Genomic DNA, 17350 nt, shown 5'->3' with positions numbered 1-17350 from the left:
GCCGACCGATTTGTCGTCTGCCTCCGTATCTAGTAGATTTGCAAATATGACCCACATGGTTTTGACAAGTGGGGCTAAAATCGGTACTCAGGAAACAATAAAATTCTGAGGGTCGAGGCAGATCATGAAACCGGGCAAAACTGACGCGCAAAGCGTGCAGGGCGCGACGCGCCGCACTTTCACCAAACCATTGCAGGCCGGGGTCTTTTGTCTGGCGATATCAGCGACTTGGATTGCCCCGACTGGGGTCGCACTGGCGCAACAGATTGAAATCAACTCGGTAAACATCGAGGGTAATGCTCGTATTGGGGATTCCGCGATCCTGTCCCGCGCTGGAATCGTTCCAGGACAGAGCATTTCAGCCGGCGAACTCAATGCGGGCCTGCAGAGGCTTGTGGCCTCGGGGCTTTTTGAAAGTGTTGATTTTGAGCCACGAGGGAATTCGCTCAACATCACGGTTGTGGAATATCCGACGATCAACCGGATCAACTTTGAAGGCAATGCACGGATCGGCGACGAAACGCTTGCCGCCGCCATCAATTCCAATGAGCGTAGGGTGTTCAATCCCGCGCAAGCAGAGCGCGACGCGGCCCTGATCGCTGATGCCTATGCATCAGAGGGACGGATTGCCGCCAGAGTGACGCCGACAATCATCCGCCGCTCCGACAACCGTGTCGATTTGATTTTCGAGATTTTTGAGGGCGACAATATCGAGATTGAACGCCTCAGCTTTACGGGAAATCGTGTCTATTCCGACCGACGTCTGCGCCGCGTTCTTGAAACAAAGCAGGCCGGGTTGTTCCGCGCCTTTGTGCGCAGTGATACGCTGGTCGAGGACCGGATCGAGTTTGACAGGCAGATTTTGCGCGACTTCTATCTGTCGCGTGGCTACGTTGATTTCCGCACAAATTCGGTCAACGCGGAGCTGACCGAAGAACGCGATGGTTACTTCCTTGTGTTCGACGTTCAGGAAGGTCAGCAGTTCCGGGTCGGCGAGATTACCGTCGCAAGTGAACTGGCCGAAGCCGACAGCGACTTATACCGTGAAACCGTCAAGACGCGCAGCGGCGTGGTCTATTCGCCCACGCTGATCGAAGCAGATATTGCCAGAATGGAACGTCAGGCGATCATTGATGGCGTCGATTTCATGCGGGTTGAGCCGCGCATCACGCGCGATGAACGCAACCTCACGATCAATGTTGAATATGTGCTGAACCGGGGCCCGAGGGTCTTTGTCGAGCGGATCGACATCGAAGGCAACACGACGACGCTGGATCAGGTTATCCGTCGACAGTTCAACAGTGTGGAGGGCGATCCTTTCAACCCTCGCGAAATCCGGGAATCCGCTGAACGCATCCGTGCGCTCGGTTTTTTCACCGTGGCAGATGTGAACGCGCGCGAAGGGTCATCACCGGATCAGGTGATTATCGATGTGGATGTCGAAGAGCAACCGACGGGGTCATTGTCTTTTGGTGCGTCCTTCTCGACCAACGATGGTATCGGCTTTGCGATCCAGTTTACAGAGCGGAACTTCCTGGGACGGGGCCAGCGGCTGGGTCTGAGCCTATCAACGGCGGCAGATGATCAGCTTTACCGGGTCAACTTTTTCGAACCGGCATTTCTGGGACGAGATGTGGGCTTTGGGCTGCGGCTGGACATCTCTGAAAGCACAAGCTCGACTGTGACATACGACACAGAGCGCGCAGTGCTAACGCCATCGCTCAGTTTTCCGGTTGGGGCAAATTCTCGTCTCGAACTGAATTACAAATACGATCAGTCCGAGATGAAAGATCGCGGCAGCGATTCCGACAATGGCCCGATCATTGGCCGGGACATTGATGAGGGTGAATTGGTCAACAGTTCCATCGGTTACCGGTATATATACGATTCGCGCACAACCGGGCTTGACCCAAATGCAGGGTATCTCTTTGAATTTGGACAGGACTTCGCGGGTGTCGGCGGCGACAACACCTTTATTCGCACCAGCGCGAAAGCTGTCGGCGAACGTAAAGTCTTCAACGAAGATGTGACACTGCGCGCGACACTTGAGGGCGGGGCCTTGAACTACCAAAGCGGTGCCAACCGGGCCGTTGACAGGTTCCTGTTGTCCACGAACACGATCCGTGGCTTTGAGCCGGGCGGCATCGGACCACGCGACTTGTCTGAATCCAACGAAGACCCCTTGGGCGGTAACCTCTATGTTACGGCCCGCTTTGAAGCGGAGTTTCCAGTCGGTTTACCCGAGGAATACGGAATTACGGGCGGCCTGTTTTATGATGTGGGTAACCTGTGGGATCTGAATGACGTTAACCTGAGCGGCGGAAATGTTGTTGGGGAAAGCGGATCGTTCCGCCACGTTATTGGCGTCTCAATTCTGTGGGAAACGCCCGTGGGGCCGCTGCGGTTCAATTTTTCCGATGCAATCCGCAAGGAAGACTTTGACCGCGAGCAGACGTTCGAAGTCACTGTTAATACAACCTTCTGATCCGTGATGCCTCTGCGCCCCCTTGTCTACGGTTTGGCGCTTGCAGTATTCTGTGCTGTGTCTGCGCAGGCTCAACCTCTGGTGCGCGCGCCGATTGAGAGCCCTATTCTGACCATCGATTCTGATACGCTGTTTGAAGACAGCCGTTTTGGACGCCAGACCATCGAGGAATTCGAAAAACGCGGTGCCGCACTGGCATCTGAAAACCGTAGTATCGAAGAAGCGCTTGAGGCAGAGGAGAAAGATTTGACGGCCTTGCGCGCGACGATGACGCCAATCGAATTCAGAACATTGGCCGATGCCTTCGATCAGAAAGTACAGGAAACCCGGCGCACGCAAGAAGCAAAGAACCGCGAATTGAACAGCGAGCTGGAAAGCAGACGTGTGATGTTTCTGAATGCAGCGGCCCCTGTGCTGGAGCAGCTGATGCGCGAGGCGGGCGCCGCCGTGGTTCTGGAGCGGCGGTCTATTTTCATCAGCTCAAACGCGGTGGACATCACCCAGATCGCAATAAACCGGCTGAACGTGGTGCTAAATGGCGTGGAATTCGCGCCAGAACAACAATAAGCAAAACTGCCGACCTTGCTCCAGCACGCCAGAGTTGCTAGGCAAGGCGCCAAGCCCTTGAAGATTAAAGGACCTCTGAGATGTCGACCAGTATGGCCAGTGCGGATATTCAGCTCATCCAGCGTATTCTACCTCATCGTTACCCCTTTTTGTTGGTGGATAAGGTGGTTGAGATCGATGGAACGTCGTCCGCATTGGGCATCAAGAATGTCACCATGAATGAGCCGCATTTTCAGGGCCATTTCCCGGGAATGCCAATCATGCCCGGCGTCACCATCGTAGAGGCCATGGCGCAAACCGCTGCGGTCATGGTCGGTGTGACGCTGGAAATGGCGGATAAAGAAATGAAAGTGTATTTCATGGCCATCGACAAAGCCAAGTTTCGCCGCAAGGTCATCCCCGGTGATGTGCTTGAGATGCGGTTGAACACCCTGCGCGGCAAACCCGGTGGAAAAGTCTGGCGCTTTGGCGGTGTTGCATCTGTCGAAGGTGAAATGGCCGCCGAAGTGGAGTTTACGGCCATGATGGACATGGGCTGATTGTTGATGAGCAACATTCACCCCAGCGCTGTCATTGAACCCGGTGCGCAGATTGATCCAACGGCCAAGGTTGGCCCGTTTTGCCTGGTCGGATCGCAAGTAACTCTTTCTGCCGGTGTGGAGTTGAAAAGCCATGTGGTGGTCATTGGACAGACGACGATCGGGGATGAAACGGTCATTTTCCCCTTCGCGGTTGTTGGTGAAATCCCTCAGGATCTGAAATTCAAGGGCGAGGCGACGCGGCTGGTGATTGGGCAGCGTAACCGCATTCGTGAACATGTCACCATCAATTGCGGCACAGAGGGCGGCGGTGGGGTGACGCGTATCGGGGATGACGGGCTGTTCATGGCGGGATGCCATGTGGCACATGATGCCGTGATCGGTAATCGCGTTATTTTGGTCAATTCGGTGGCCATTGCCGGGCACTGCGTCCTTGAGGATGACGTGATCGTCGGTGGTTTATCCGGTGTGCATCAGTTTGTGCGTATCGGTCGGGGCGCAATCATTGGGGCGGTGACCATGGTGACGAATGACGTGATCCCTTATGGTCTGGTGCAGGCCCCGCGGGGTGAACTGGATGGTTTGAATCTGGTCGGCCTCAAGCGTCGCGGTGTGGAACGCGCGGATATCACAGCGTTGCGCGCGGCCTTTCAGATGCTGGCGCAGGGCGAGGGCACATTCCAGAGCCGTGCACGGCGTCTCAAAGATGAAACCTCGAGCGTATATGTGCGTGAGATTGTGGATTTCATCACATCCGACAGTGATCGTCATTTCCTGACGCCAAGCTGATGCTGGCGCTTGTAACAGGACGGGGTGGGCTTCCGGCGCGTGTTGCGGCCGCTCAGAGCACACAGCCGCTGATCTGCGTGCTGGATGGTTTCGCCCCGGAGGGCCTCACGGCGGATATCACCTTTCGGCTTGAGCATCTTGGCTCCTTCATGGCGCAGCTTCGGGAGCGTGGCGTCACGGCGGTGTGCTTTTGCGGCGCGATCGAGCGTCCTCCTTTTGATCCGGCGGCGCTTGACGGTGCAACCCTGCCACTTGTGCCGACATTGATGCAGGCCATGGGCGCGGGGGATGATGCAGCCCTGCGCGCGGTTATGGCGCTGTTTGAGCAACAGGGGTTTGAGATTGCGGCAGCGCATGTTCTTGCGCCCGATATTCTCGCCCCGGAGGGAGTTCTGAGCGATGCGCAGCCGGATGCGGCCATGCAGGCGGACATCGCGCGCGCGGATGCGGTTTTGCAAGCGCTGTCGCCCGTGGACGTGGGGCAGGGCTGCGTTGTCGGGCAGGGGCAGGTTTGGGGCATTGAGACTATTGGCGGTACGGATCATTTGTTGACAAGCCTTCCGACCGGGGTGCGCGGGGCACGCGCGGTTCTTGTGAAAGCGCCCAAAACCGGACAGGACGTGCGCGCGGATTTGCCCACCATCGGTCCTGACACGGTGCAAGCGGCAGCGGAGGCGGGTCTGGCGGGCCTGATCATTCAAGCCGGGCAGGTGATCCTGCTTGAACCGGACGCAACAATTGCGGGCGCGAATAAAGCAGGTCTGGTCCTGTGGTCGCGCGCGAGCGCGTGAAACGGGCGTTCATCATCGCGGGCGAACCGTCAGGGGACAAGCTGGGCGGTGCATTGATGGATGGGCTCAAGATACTGTCGCCCGGTGTCGCATTTGACGGTGTCGGCGGACCCTTGATGCAAGCGGAAGGGCTGGAAAGTCGCTTTCCCATGGATGAGCTCAGCGTCATGGGGATTGCAGAGATCCTGCCAAAGTACCGCGCCTTGAAAGCGCGCATACGCGAAACCGCGCAGGCGGTGATCGAGAGTAAGCCTGATGTTCTGATCACCATAGACTCGCCCGATTTTTGTTTTCGGGTGGCCAAGCTGGTGAAGAAATCCAGCAGCATTAGAACGGTCCATTATGTGGCCCCGACCGTCTGGGCGTGGCGGCCGGGTCGCGCGGCCAAGATATCAAAATATGTGGATCACCTGTTGGCGCTGTTTCCATTTGAGCCTCCACATTTTACGCCTCACGGTATGGCCTGCGATTTTGTGGGTCATCCGGTGGTTGCCGAACCCATAGCGACACAGCCAGAAGCAGATGCATTTCGGGCAGAATATGGGATCGGATCTGCACCGCTTTTGATGGTCCTACCCGGCTCTAGACAGGGGGAAGTGGGGCGATTGGCCGGCATTTTCGGCGATGCGGTCTCTCCGGTTTTGGCGCAGCATCCGGATTTGAGAGTTGTTGTTCCTGCCGCTGGACCGGTCTTGCGACAGGTGAAAGACGCGGTTTCGCGTTGGCCCGTCAACGCGCTTGTGCTTGATCCAAGTGAAAGCACGCCGGAGGCCGCTGCCAGCGTAAAAAGAGCGGCGTTTCGTGCGGCTGACATCGCCTTGGCCGCGTCCGGGACCGTTTCATTGGAACTAGCGGCCTCGCGAACGCCGATGGTCGTGGCCTATCGCATGCACTGGTTGAGTTACAGGTTGATCCGCGCAATGGCTTTGGTGGATACGGTGACGCTGGTCAATCTGGTGTCGGACACGCGCGTTGTTCCGGAGTTTCTTGGCCCGGAATGTGAAAGTGGAGCAATCGGGCAAGCTCTGAATGACGTTCTGCAAAATCCCCGCGCCCAGCTCGATGCCATGCGTATCACCATGGAACGGCTCGGACAGGGGGGGGAAGCACCCGGCTTGCGCGCCGCCCGTGCCATTCTTGATCGCACAGCGATTTAATCCCAAGGACACGCTGCGCGTGGCACGATTTGGGCCGCCCTCACGGGCGGCATCGGCGCGCGTTCAACCCTTGTGAATCCAACCGCCGCCGTAAATTCTGCTACTGTCGGTGTCATAAAAGACGCAGGCCTGACCGGGTGAAACGCCTTCCTCCGGCGAGGTCAATTCCACCGTTGCTTCAGTCTCGCTGATCGGGCGGATAATCGCGTCAGTTGGGGGGCGTGTGGAGCGTACTTTGACTGCTAAATGCCATTCATCACGGGACTGGAGTGGTTCATCGCCCAGCCAATTGATTTCGCGAACAGGCACCGTGCGTGTGGACAGCATTGATTTTGGACCAACCACAACCTGCCGCGTCTGCGCGTCGAGTTTGATCACGTATAGAGGTGTCGCAAGCCCGCCGATACCCAGACCGCGCCGTTGACCAATGGTGAAATTGATCACCCCGTCATGCGTCGCCAGAACGCGACCATCGACATCTACGATGTTGCCCGGCGCTGCGGCCTCAGGGCGCAGCTTTCGGATCACGCTTGCATAATCCCCGTTTGGCACAAAGCAGATGTCCTGGCTGTCCGGTTTGTTTGCGACGCTCAACCCGTATTTTTCGGCCAGAGCGCGCGTGTCTTCCTTCGACGGCAGGTGGCCGAGTGGGAACCTCAGAAATGCGAGTTGTTCCGGAGTTGTCGAAAACAGAAAATAACTCTGATCGCGATTTGCATCGGCTGCAGAATGCAGTTCAGCGCCGCAGGGGCCTGATTTGCGTTGAATGTAGTGCCCGGTGGCCATGCAGTCCGCATCCAGATCCTTTGCGGTTTCCAGCAGGTCCTTGAATTTGACGCGCTCGTTACAACGGATGCACGGGACCGGGGTCGCGCCGCCCAGATAGCTTTCTGCGAATTCGTCGATCACTGCATCTTTAAAAATGTTCTCATAATCCAGAACATAATGCGGAAAGCCCATTTTCTCTGAAACGCGCCGCGCATCGTGGATATCCAGCCCTGCACAACAAGCGCCTTTTTTCGCAAGCGCGGCACCATGATCATAAAGCTGCAGCGTGACGCCCACCACATCGTAGCCTTCCTCGGCGAGCATTGCGGCCACGACAGAGCTGTCCACACCACCGGACATCGCCACCACCACCCGCGTTTGCGCAGGAGGTTTTGCGAATCCAAGCGAGTTCAGCATCGGTGATGGGTCCAAGGGCATTCACAGTCTCCTAGATATATGAGGGAATATAGGAAAATCCTAATTACTCTCAAGAGCGCGCTTCATCGGTCTTTAAGGTGAATTCGTCAAGGTGTGGCAAACGAGTTGATTATAGGTAAGTGTATGTATCTCAAGAAAGTCGATGGTCCGCGCTCCGTCACCCTTGCGGATGGAACAGTAATGACGCAGGCGGATCTGCCGCCAGCATCCACACGGCGTTGGGTGGCATCGCGCAAAGCCGCCGTCGTGAGGGGTGTCGCATATGGGTTGATTCCCCAGAAAGATGCACTGTCGCGCTATCGGATCAGTGAAGATGAGTTTCACGAGTGGGTAAAAGCGGTCTCGGAACACGGCGAAGATGCCTTAAAAGCAACAACTTTACAAAAATATAGACAACCTTAAGTTGATAAGCTAGTTTTTGGTATCACGGTAACGTGCAGTTAACCTTTTAAGTTCACGGTTAACTCTAAGATAAAATGATTGGCCTTTGCGGAGATTAATATGCGCGTACTGCTCGTGGAAGATGACCCCACAACGTCGAAGAGTGTCGAGTTGATGCTGACCCATGCAAATCTGAATGTATATGCAACAGATTTGGGAGAAGAGGGGATCGATCTTGCCAAGTTGTACGACTACGATCTGATACTTCTGGACCTCGATTTGCCTGACATGAACGGACATGAAGTCCTTCGTCAATTGCGTCTTGCCCGGATAGAAACGCCAATCCTTATTCTTTCGGGCGCAGATGATACGGAAAACAAGATCAAAGGCTTCGGCTTTGGCGCAGACGATTATCTGACAAAACCATTCCACCGCGAAGAGTTGGTCGCGCGCATTCATGCGATTATCCGCCGCTCAAAAGGACATTCGCAATCCGTGATTGAAACGGGTTTGATTTCGGTGAACCTGGATGCCAAGACGGTCAGTGTCGACAACAAGACCGTGCATTTGACGGGCAAAGAATATCAGATGCTCGAGTTGTTGTCGCTGCGTAAGGGTACGACACTTACCAAAGAAATGTTCCTGAACCACCTCTATGGCGGCATGGACGAACCTGAACTCAAGATCATTGACGTGTTCATCTGCAAATTGCGTAAAAAGCTGAGCAATGCCACCGATGGTGAAAACTATATCGAAACGGTTTGGGGGCGTGGGTATGTACTGCGAGACCCCGAGCCTTCGCAGATAGACGACACGCATCGACTGGCCGTCGGGGCTTGATCACCTTAAGCAGGCGAGAAACCGATTTTCGCCTGCTTTCGCATATATATCTTTCTCCTAAAACGACTGGACCTCTCCGCAGCGGATGCCTAACTACGACTAAGTAATAGGCAATCGAATAGGTCCCATGGATTTTGTCCCCCTTGATAGTCTGAATGAAAAAGCAGCCGAGGAAGAACTGTCTCGGCTGGCAGAACTTCTGGAACAGGCAAATACGGCGTATCATACCAAGGATGCGCCGTTTATGTCGGATGCGGAGTATGACGCTTACAAGCGACGCAATCTTGCACTTGAAGACCGTTTCCCGCATCTCAAGCGTGCTGACAGCCCAACAGATGTGGTTGGTGCAGCACCTTCGGCTGGTTTTGCCAAAGTGTCCCATTCCATGGCAATGCTGTCTTTGGCCAACGCATTCGACGATGAGGATGTTTTTGACTTCGTTCAGCGTATTCGCAAACATCTCGGGTTGAGCGATGCAGAGCCGCTACATTTTACATCAGAGCCAAAAATTGATGGATTATCGCTGTCCCTGAGATACGAAAACGGTGCTCTCGTTCAGGCGGCGACACGTGGGGATGGGGCGGTCGGTGAAAACGTCACCGCAAACGCGCTGACAATCAATGATATTCCACAGCGGGTGCCGAACGCGCCTGATGTTCTCGAGGTTCGTGGCGAAGTGTACATGTCGCATACCGATTTTGAAGCGTTGAATGAAAAGCAAAATGCGGCGGGTGCAAAAGCATTCGCAAACCCTAGAAACGCCGCTGCAGGATCGTTGCGCCAACTTGACGCCCGTATTACGCAAAACAGACCGTTGAGGTTTTTCGCATATGCTTGGGGCACATTGACTGCACCATTGGGTAAAACCCAATCAGACTCAATTGAACGCCTAAAAAATCTGGGGTTTCAGACGAACGAGCTGACTGATAGATGCGACGGACCAGAAGCGCTCCTGGCGCAATACCGCCGGATCGAAGAACGTCGTGCCTCTCTGGATTACGACATTGATGGTGTGGTTTATAAAGTGGACGATCTGGACCTCCAACGCCGTCTCGGGTTTCGTTCAACAACGCCCAGATGGGCAATTGCGCATAAGTTTCCAGCAGAGCTTGCGTGGACAGAGCTGCAGAGCATCGATATTCAGGTAGGCCGCACGGGAGCTCTGTCGCCAGTCGCGCGACTAAAGCCGATCACTGTTGGCGGTGTCGTTGTTTCGAACGCGACGTTGCACAACGAAGACTACATCGCCGGGCGTGACAACAAGGGCGGTGTCATCCGAGACGGTAAAGACATTCGCGCAGGCGATTATGTGCAGGTCTACCGTGCGGGAGATGTCATCCCGAAAGTAGCTGATGTCGATCTGGACAAGAGGCCCGCCGAAGCAATCCCGTTTGTTTTTCCGACAACCTGTCCGGAATGTGGCAGTGATGCGCTGCGCGAGGCAGGTGATGCGGTGCGCAGATGTACCGGAGGGTTGATTTGCCCGGCGCAGGCAGTTGAGCGGCTAAAGCACTTCGTGTCGCGTGCAGCTTTCGACATCGACGGGCTGGGTGCTAAACAGATCGAGCAGTTTTACAAAGATGGGTGGGTGTCAGAACCGGCAGACATTTTCACGCTGCGCGACCGGTATGAATCCGGCATGCAGCAACTAAAGAACCGCGATGGCTGGGGGGAAAAATCCGCAACCAACTTGTTTGATGCCATTGATGAAAAGCGCGAAATTCCATTGGCGCGGCTGCTCTTCGCGCTTGGTATTCGCCATGTCGGAGAAGCGGCGTCCAACCTGATCGCGCAACATTATTCTACCTTTGACGCCTTCGAGAAATCGACGCTGGCCGCTCAAATCGAAGAGGGGGATGCGTGGGACGACCTTCTCAGCATTGATGGTGTCGGAACGGTCATGGCGCAATCACTTGTTCACACAATGGGGCAGCCCGCGGAGCGTGCATCGATCGACCGCCTGGTGGCGCAGCTGAAGGTTCAACCATCGAAACCCATTGTGTCTGATGGCAGTCCTGTTGCGGGAAAGACAGTGGTCTTTACGGGCACGCTCGAGAGAATGACCCGCGCAGAAGCCAAATCCCGTGCTGAAAGTCTGGGGGCAAAAGTCGCCGGTTCGGTATCGGCCAAAACCGACTTCCTCGTGGCAGGGCCTGGCGCAGGGTCAAAAGCCAAGAAAGCAGTGGAGCTCGGCATTCGAACACTCGATGAAGACGGCTGGTTAGCACTCATAGAGGGCTTATGAGTGGTCGTCCCGAAGCTCTGTTTGGCCTGTTTTCATCGCTGGAAACCCTCGATGGGGTGGGTCCAAAAACAGCGGCGAACTTCGCTGGCTTAGGGGTTCATGCCCCGCGGGATCTTCTCTTTACCTTGCCGATAAATGTCCTCGACCGGCAACGCCGCGAGTCGATTGAAGGCCTTGAATACCCTGCAATAACAACCGTGACTGTCACCATAGGCGCGCATCGGCCGCCGCGCACAAAAGGAGCGGCGTATCGCATCACTGTTTCAGATGCAGAAACGTCATTTCAGTTGGTTTTTTTTCATGCCAGAGGGGACTATTGGGCGCGTGCTTTGCCGGAAGGAAGTCGCCGTGTCGTATCGGGCAAGTTGGAGCGTTTTGACGGGCTGCCACAGATGGTACACCCGGATTACATCGTACCGGAAAGCGAAATAGACGCGATCCCTTCCTTTGAGCCCGTGTATCCATTGACCTCGGGGATTACGCAAAAGGTGATGTTCAAAGCATCGCAATCGGTTCTGAAGCTGGTGCCTGAGATGGCGGAATGGATTGATCCCGGTCAGATGCGCAAGGCCGAATGGCCCAATGTTGTGCAAGCTTTGGCGCTTGCGCACAGGCCGCAAAGCTCTGCTGATATTGCGATAACAGCCGCTGCGCGCGAACGTCTGGCCTATGATGAAATGTTGGCGCATCAATTGACCCTTGCGCTGGCGCGTTTGACCGAGCGGCAAAAAAAGGGGCATGCAACGCGTGGCGATGGTGTGTTGCAACAACGATTGATCACGTCGTTGCCCTATCCGCTGACGGGTGCGCAGCTGCGTGCCGTGTCAGATGTAAATACCAACATGGGGGAGGCGGTGCGCATGAACCGTTTGCTTCAGGGAGACGTCGGGTCAGGAAAAACACTCGTCGCGTTTCTGGCTCTGTTGCGCGCGGTCGAGGGCGGCGGGCAGGGGGTCCTGATGGCGCCAACCGAAATTTTAGCACGTCAGCATTTACAAAGTCTGAAGCCCCTGGCCGAGAAGGTTGGCGTCAGACTCGAGATACTGACCGGGCGCGACACCGGGAAAGAGCGTAACAAAAAACTGGACGATCTGGCAAATGGCGACATTGGGGTTTTGGTTGGCACGCACGCCGTTTTTCAGAAAGGGGTGACATTCGATGATCTGCGTCTGGCTGTCATTGATGAGCAACACCGCTTTGGAGTCCAGCAAAGGTTGGCTCTGGGACAAAAAGGGGCTGCGGTTGATGTTCTGGTCATGACGGCGACGCCAATCCCGCGATCGTTGGCGCTGGCGCAGTTTGGAGACATGGATGTGAGCATCCTGGATGAAAAACCGCCCGGCCGAATGCCGATAAAAACCGCGCTCGTCAGTGTTGAACGCATGGATGAGGTCGTGTCGCGCCTGCGCGCTGTGGTTGAAGAGGGGCGGCAATGCTATTGGGTTTGCCCTCTTGTGGAAGAGAGTGAGGTTGTCGACCTGACGGCGGCTGAGGAGCGGTATAAACACTTGCGCGCGGCTTTTGGTGAGGGCGTGGTTGGGCTTGTGCACGGACAAATGCCTGCATCGGAAAAAGATGCTGCGATGGCTCGTTTCGAAGCGGGCGAAACAAAACTGCTGGTTGCGACGACCGTTATTGAAGTGGGCGTGAACGTACCAAACGCGACTATTATGGTGATAGAACGCGCCGAGTTCTTCGGTCTCGCCCAATTGCATCAACTCAGAGGACGGGTTGGGCGGGGCGAGGCGGCATCCACATGCTTGCTCATGTACCAACCGCCCCTTTCAAAGAGTGGTCAACACCGGTTGGAGGTGCTGCGCCAAACCGAAGATGGGTTTGTGATCGCTGAAACCGATTTGAAAATGCGCGGCGCCGGGGACGTCATTGGAACGGCGCAATCGGGCCTGCCGCGTTTTTGGATTGCGGACCTGGAACGACAAGCTGGGTTGATGGCAATCGCTCAATCGGATGCACGTAAATTGCTTGCGGAAGATCCGGGGCTTTCTTCGCCAAGGGGGCAGGCGGCCCGCATGCTTTTGTGGCTATTGCGTAAGGATGAATCAATTCGTTTGATTTCAGTGGGATAGCATTTTTGTTCCCAAATGTTCTTAAAAAGTTCTTTACAGACGCTTAATAAAATGAGAACAAATAGGCAACAAAAGAGAGGCTGAGACAACATGTTTACACAACTCAAAAAAATTGCTGAGCAGTCACAGGGAACGCTTGTGCAGGATGCACTGGGGCTGAGCGCATTGGTTGTGATGTTTATTGTCGGGCTTCATTTTCCGTCTTTTATTTGATTTCTGCCTGCGTTCTCATGTCGGTTAGGTTGTTGCACCTCTTCCCCAATCAGGTGTCCTGAGACGAACACTGCCTGTTCCAAATCTCATACGGTCCGTTCCGACAGCCAGACCGATCCCCACAAGAGAATGCTTAACTATGCCGCGGCCCTTTGGGTGCGCGGCATTTTTTTAATCAAAGCTGTACGCAAGCCTGAGCCCACCCCAGTGACGCCCCTGAACGAAAATGGGGGCGGAGAGGTCCTTCATCATTTTGAACGCGCCCCCGCCCATATCGCGCCGGTAGACCTGCAACAGGAAGGGTTCCGTGTTGCGCCCCGCCTTCAGGCCGACCCTATCATCAAAGATTTGACGGTTGCGGCAATTCGCAGTGTTCCAAACGGGGTCGTTCGTCTGCGGCTGGGAAAACTTCTTGTTGTGTGAAGGCAGGTAGCCATTGACGTCAACGGCGGCACAAAACACGATTTTTGGATCGAACTCCAATGCCGGCTCCTGAATGTCGGGCATGATTTGATCCATGAGCCCGGTGGATTCTGTCAAGAACTGTTCAGGGTTCGTATATGGAATGGGCCTGTAGGATCGGTCGAACAGCCGGGACATACTGATTTCACCACGGCTCAGCGCAGTTTCCATGCGCGCGGCCACTTGGGCGGCCAGTCTGGTTACCTCATGGATAAAATGTGCGTCGGCGGTGTTTTGTCCAAGCAATGCAGTCGACTGAACAATCGCTTCAGACGTATCAATCAAGTTGAGGACGCGGACGTGTGTTTCCTCAACCCCGGATGTTGTGCCTTTGACCGCATTTTCGATCCCGGCCAATGCTGGCGTGAAATCAGAAATAGCTGCGTCGACACGCTGGGCCTGTTCGGAAATCCGCTTGGCCTGCGCATCAGCGGCCGAAACGGATGCTTCGACGCGCCCGAGGGCCGCATCTGTGGCCCCAGTGGCATTCAAAACATCCGAGGCCTGCTCAGCGATATTGCTGGCTTCGTGGCCCAATGTGGAAATCCAGTCTGTGAGTGTGTCGACATTGCTTGTGATCTGAACGGCGGCGCCACGGGTCTGACGCGACAACTCATTAATCGCCTCCGCCACGACGGCAAAACCGCGCCCTGCCTCCCCGGCACGCGCAGCTTCAATCTTTGCATTGATGGCGAGCGTGTTCACCTGCGTCGCAATGCTGGCGATCTGTTGGTTGTTGCGCTTCACCGCGTTCAGGGTATCGGCAACCTCCTCAGTGCGATGGGATATCTGTTGAACCCATCCTGCGACCGCGCGCGATTTTTCACCGGTTTCGCGCACCATCCCGGCAGAGGCCACAACGTCAGTGACCGTCGCTTCGGTTTGTTGGGCCATCGATTGCACTGCCTCGCGCACATCTGCGTTTGCAGTCGTCATATCCCGAGCGCGTGCAGTGATCACCTTCAGCCCACTGGTTTGAGCATGGGCATGCGCCTCAACCAGATCCAGAAAGCCGGCGATATCCACAATTTCATATCCCAGGGCAGCCGCGGCAGATGAAAGGCGATCAACATCGGGTTGCGAAGACAGACGTTCGTGCACGGGCATGTGACCTCACAATGGGGACCTGCTAACGTTCTCGCACTACTTCCCTTACAAAGTGCTAAGCAAACCCGATGCTTAAGCGCAATCTGACTGCAACGCCTGTGTCATCGCCTCACAGGTTGCCTCGATGCACAGCAGGATGGAGGCGTGGCGGTTTTTGTATTCACGCGCCGGCTCAAGAACCTCGAAACCATCAAAAGGCGCTGGCGGTACTGGGCCGCCATCTTTCAGCATCGAGCGCAGCGCATCGCGCGCCTGCGTCATTTCGCTCAAACTGCGACCGACAACAGCAGCGCCGGTCACGGCAGCCGCTGCCTGTCCCAGCGCGCAGGCTTTTACATCCTGACCAAACGAAGACACACGCCCGTCCGTCAAGCCAACATCCACCGTTACGGCCGACCCACACAGCGGCGAGCGTTTCTTGACCGTCGCCATCGGGTTGCTCAGGCGCTCATGGTGCGGAATGTCCGACGCAAGCGCCAATATCCGCCCTGAATAAAGCTTGATGAGATCGGTATCAGTGGCCATGGCTGCATTCTCGGTTTCGTTTGTCCCTACATCCCCATACATAAGGGGCAACGTAAAAGATGCAAAAAGGTTTTTTGCCATGACTGATACAGCAGATGAAATCACGGCCCGTTTCGACCCGGAAACGCTTACGTTCAACGAGGCCGGTTTGGTGCCAGCAATCGCACAAGACCATAAAACCTCAGAGGTTTTAATGCTCGCGTGGATGAATGCCGAAAGCATCGCCCGCACGCTTGAAACAGGGCGCGTCACCTATTGGAGCCGGTCGCGGCAGGCGTTCTGGATCAAGGGAGAAACCAGTGGCAACGTTCAGGAACTGGTTGATTTACGCATAGATTGCGATCGCGATTGCCTCCTTGTTCTGGTGCGTCAAACGGGTCCGGCCTGCCACACCGGACGACGCAGCTGTTTTTACACCGGGGTCCGGGAGGGTCGCGAGCATGAGTTGATGACACCGCTGGTCTAGTCCGAAAGCCCAACCATCTTTCTGATGTGCTGCGGCGATAGCCCGTCTTCACGGAATTTTGCCAATGCGCGCGCGTCATCCCGCTTTGCCAGGCGTTTACCGGCATCGTCACGGATGAGCCGGTGATGATGATATTGTGGCGTCGGCAGGGACAGCAAACGCTGGAGGATCACATGAATTTGTGTGGCCTCTGCGAGATCCTCACCGCGCACAACCGTCGTCACATTCTGGGCGGCGTCGTCTATCACGACGGAAAGGTGATAGGATGTGCCCATATCCCGGCGTGCGAGAACGATGTCTCCGACCCTGGTCAAGGCATCGGCCAAGTTGATTGACATCACCTGATGCTTACCCGATCCGGTCTCGTGATATGACAAGGATTTGGTGTCGATAAGATCGATTGCCTTTGCCATATGCAGGCGTATGGCCGGGGCGTTTGGCACACCTACATTAAACGCCGCGTTCCGACAGGTGCCGGGGTAAACAAGCCCGTCTGGCCCATATACCGGCGCAGACCCTTCTTGTGGTGCGCTTGCCGCCAGCTGAATATCTTTGCGCGAACAGGAGCAGGGGTAGGTCACGCCCATCTCCTCCAGACTGTTGAGCGCGTCACGGTATGCACCAAGGCGATCCGACTGCCGCATCACCGGTTCTGGCCAGCTCAGTCCCAGCCAGGACAGGTCTTTGTATATCTGCTCCTCCCATTCCGGTCGCGCGCGGGATTGGTCGATGTCTTCAATTCTAAGGAGGAACGTGCCACCTGCTGCAACAGCCAAATCATGTGCAAGCAGTGCAGAATAGGCATGACCCAAGTGCAAAGGCCCGGTCGGGGATGGCGCAAAGCGTGATGTTATTTTCACGTCTTTTCAATAATATAAACGTTGGCCTTCAAGTCGATTCCGGGTAGATGGGGCCCATGGTTCTTGAATAAGAGCCGTGCCGCGCCGCAATCCAACCATTCCGATAGCGCCGTTTCGTTCTTAGGATCAGCAAGTGCATGATCATTCAGGGACAAGACACATAGCCCCCCGGCGGCGAGTTGCGTCATCAGGGTATGAAACACCGATATCGGGGCAGCACCCGCACCAATCACACCGATTGCGCATATCGCAGAATAGGTGCCGGGACGACCGGGCAACGCAGCACCGGGTTCAATGACGCTCAGCGACCGGTAGAGGTTCTTTGCCTTGGCCTGCGCCAGCATCTCCGGCGAGATATCAACGCCGTCAATCACCCGGAACCCAGCCAGTTTAAGCGCAAGACCGGAAAGACCCGTGCCACAACCAAAGTCAAGAATGGGCGCTGTCATATCGGATGCGAACCGCGCCAGCGCCTCTGCGCATCGGCCCGGTGTCGCATAGCCATTTTGCGACACTTCCGCCTCATAACTGGCGGACCAGTCGTCATAAAGTGCGCGTGTATCACTCGTGTCGCGCGCAGCGTAGGCCTTCGTCAGAAATCCGTTCGTCATGTCACAAAACTAGAACGCT

The 17350-nt window shown here is 55.7% G+C and carries 17 protein-coding genes; 12 read left to right on the top strand and 5 right to left on the bottom strand.

Annotated elements, in window-relative coordinates:
* The first annotated feature begins 124 nt into the window (after positions 1-124).
* The 6 genes from bamA (at position 125) to lpxB (ending at position 6328) form a co-directional block, all read left to right on the top strand.
* Positions 125-2485, top strand: a complete 2361-nt coding sequence (gene bamA, locus RLO149_RS09555; RefSeq protein WP_013961879.1) for an outer membrane protein assembly factor BamA — start codon at positions 125-127, stop codon at positions 2483-2485.
* Positions 2486-2491: 6 nt separating this feature from the next.
* The gene (locus RLO149_RS09550) at positions 2492-3052 is read left to right on the top strand and encodes an OmpH/Skp family outer membrane protein (protein WP_013961878.1); all 561 of its coding nucleotides are present in this window, start codon (positions 2492-2494) and stop codon (positions 3050-3052) included.
* Between the two features lie 80 nt (positions 3053-3132).
* Positions 3133-3591: a 3-hydroxyacyl-ACP dehydratase FabZ gene (fabZ, locus tag RLO149_RS09545; protein WP_013961877.1), complete on the top strand. Its 459-nt coding sequence runs from the start codon at positions 3133-3135 to the stop codon at positions 3589-3591.
* A gap of 6 nt (positions 3592-3597) precedes the next feature.
* A complete protein-coding gene (lpxA, locus tag RLO149_RS09540) occupies positions 3598-4380 on the top strand; it encodes an acyl-ACP--UDP-N-acetylglucosamine O-acyltransferase (RefSeq protein WP_013961876.1) in 783 nt (260 codons plus the stop codon).
* Positions 4380-5171 (top strand): LpxI family protein, encoded by a 792-nt coding sequence (locus RLO149_RS09535; RefSeq protein ID WP_013961875.1) that lies wholly within the window; start codon positions 4380-4382, stop codon positions 5169-5171. The genes lpxA and RLO149_RS09535 overlap by 1 nt, the downstream gene beginning before the upstream one ends.
* Complete coding sequence (gene lpxB, locus RLO149_RS09530) at positions 5150-6328, top strand: lipid-A-disaccharide synthase (RefSeq protein WP_013961874.1); 1179 nt, start codon at positions 5150-5152, stop codon at positions 6326-6328. The genes RLO149_RS09535 and lpxB overlap by 22 nt, the downstream gene beginning before the upstream one ends.
* A 63-nt stretch (positions 6329-6391) precedes the next feature.
* Here lpxB and mnmA read toward each other — a convergent pair whose 3' ends face one another.
* On the bottom strand, positions 6392-7534 hold the full coding sequence (gene mnmA / locus RLO149_RS09525) for a tRNA 2-thiouridine(34) synthase MnmA (protein ID WP_013961873.1): 1143 nt from the start codon (positions 7532-7534) through the stop codon (positions 6392-6394).
* 123 nt (positions 7535-7657) lie between these two features.
* Here mnmA and sciP point away from each other — a divergent pair, with 123 nt between their 5' ends.
* The 5 genes from sciP (at position 7658) to RLO149_RS24355 (ending at position 13300) form a co-directional block, all read left to right on the top strand.
* Positions 7658-7936, top strand: coding sequence for a CtrA inhibitor SciP (gene sciP, locus RLO149_RS09520; RefSeq protein WP_013961872.1), 279 nt, complete (start codon positions 7658-7660; stop codon positions 7934-7936).
* Between the two features lie 99 nt (positions 7937-8035).
* Entirely contained in the window at positions 8036-8755 is a 720-nt protein-coding gene (ctrA, locus tag RLO149_RS09515) for a response regulator transcription factor CtrA (protein ID WP_013961871.1), read from the top strand.
* A gap of 127 nt (positions 8756-8882) precedes the next feature.
* On the top strand, positions 8883-11000 hold the full coding sequence (ligA, locus tag RLO149_RS09510) for an NAD-dependent DNA ligase LigA (RefSeq protein ID WP_013961870.1): 2118 nt from the start codon (positions 8883-8885) through the stop codon (positions 10998-11000).
* A complete protein-coding gene (gene recG, locus RLO149_RS09505) occupies positions 10997-13087 on the top strand; it encodes an ATP-dependent DNA helicase RecG (RefSeq protein ID WP_013961869.1) in 2091 nt (696 codons plus the stop codon). The genes ligA and recG overlap by 4 nt, the downstream gene beginning before the upstream one ends.
* 90 nt (positions 13088-13177) lie before the next feature.
* The gene (locus RLO149_RS24355; RefSeq protein WP_259650452.1) at positions 13178-13300 is read left to right on the top strand and encodes a hypothetical protein; all 123 of its coding nucleotides are present in this window, start codon (positions 13178-13180) and stop codon (positions 13298-13300) included.
* Between the two features lie 171 nt (positions 13301-13471).
* On the opposite strand, the gene RLO149_RS09500 is transcribed toward RLO149_RS24355, so the two are convergent.
* The gene (locus tag RLO149_RS09500) at positions 13472-14869 is read right to left on the bottom strand and encodes a methyl-accepting chemotaxis protein (RefSeq protein ID WP_013961868.1); all 1398 of its coding nucleotides are present in this window, start codon (positions 14867-14869) and stop codon (positions 13472-13474) included.
* Between the two features lie 72 nt (positions 14870-14941).
* On the bottom strand, positions 14942-15394 hold the full coding sequence (locus tag RLO149_RS09495) for an iron-sulfur cluster assembly scaffold protein (protein WP_013961867.1): 453 nt from the start codon (positions 15392-15394) through the stop codon (positions 14942-14944).
* 79 nt (positions 15395-15473) lie between these two features.
* Between RLO149_RS09495 and hisI the strand changes: the two genes are divergently transcribed.
* Complete coding sequence (gene hisI, locus RLO149_RS09490; RefSeq protein WP_013961866.1) at positions 15474-15860, top strand: phosphoribosyl-AMP cyclohydrolase; 387 nt, start codon at positions 15474-15476, stop codon at positions 15858-15860.
* Here hisI and gluQRS read toward each other — a convergent pair.
* Positions 15857-16720 carry a tRNA glutamyl-Q(34) synthetase GluQRS gene (gluQRS, locus tag RLO149_RS09485; protein ID WP_013961865.1) on the bottom strand — a complete coding sequence of 288 codons (864 nt, stop codon included), beginning with the start codon at positions 16718-16720 and terminating at the stop codon, positions 15857-15859. The two genes, hisI and gluQRS, sit on opposite strands and share 4 nt — an antisense overlap.
* A complete protein-coding gene (locus RLO149_RS09480) occupies positions 16717-17331 on the bottom strand; it encodes a class I SAM-dependent DNA methyltransferase (protein ID WP_013961864.1) in 615 nt (204 codons plus the stop codon). The genes gluQRS and RLO149_RS09480 overlap by 4 nt, the downstream gene beginning before the upstream one ends.
* Positions 17332-17350 lie beyond the last annotated feature (19 nt).

Source organism: Roseobacter litoralis Och 149, assembly GCF_000154785.2.
Taxonomy (GTDB): Bacteria; Pseudomonadota; Alphaproteobacteria; order Rhodobacterales; family Rhodobacteraceae; genus Roseobacter; species Roseobacter litoralis.
This window is presented reverse-complemented; position numbering and strand designations above follow the sequence as displayed.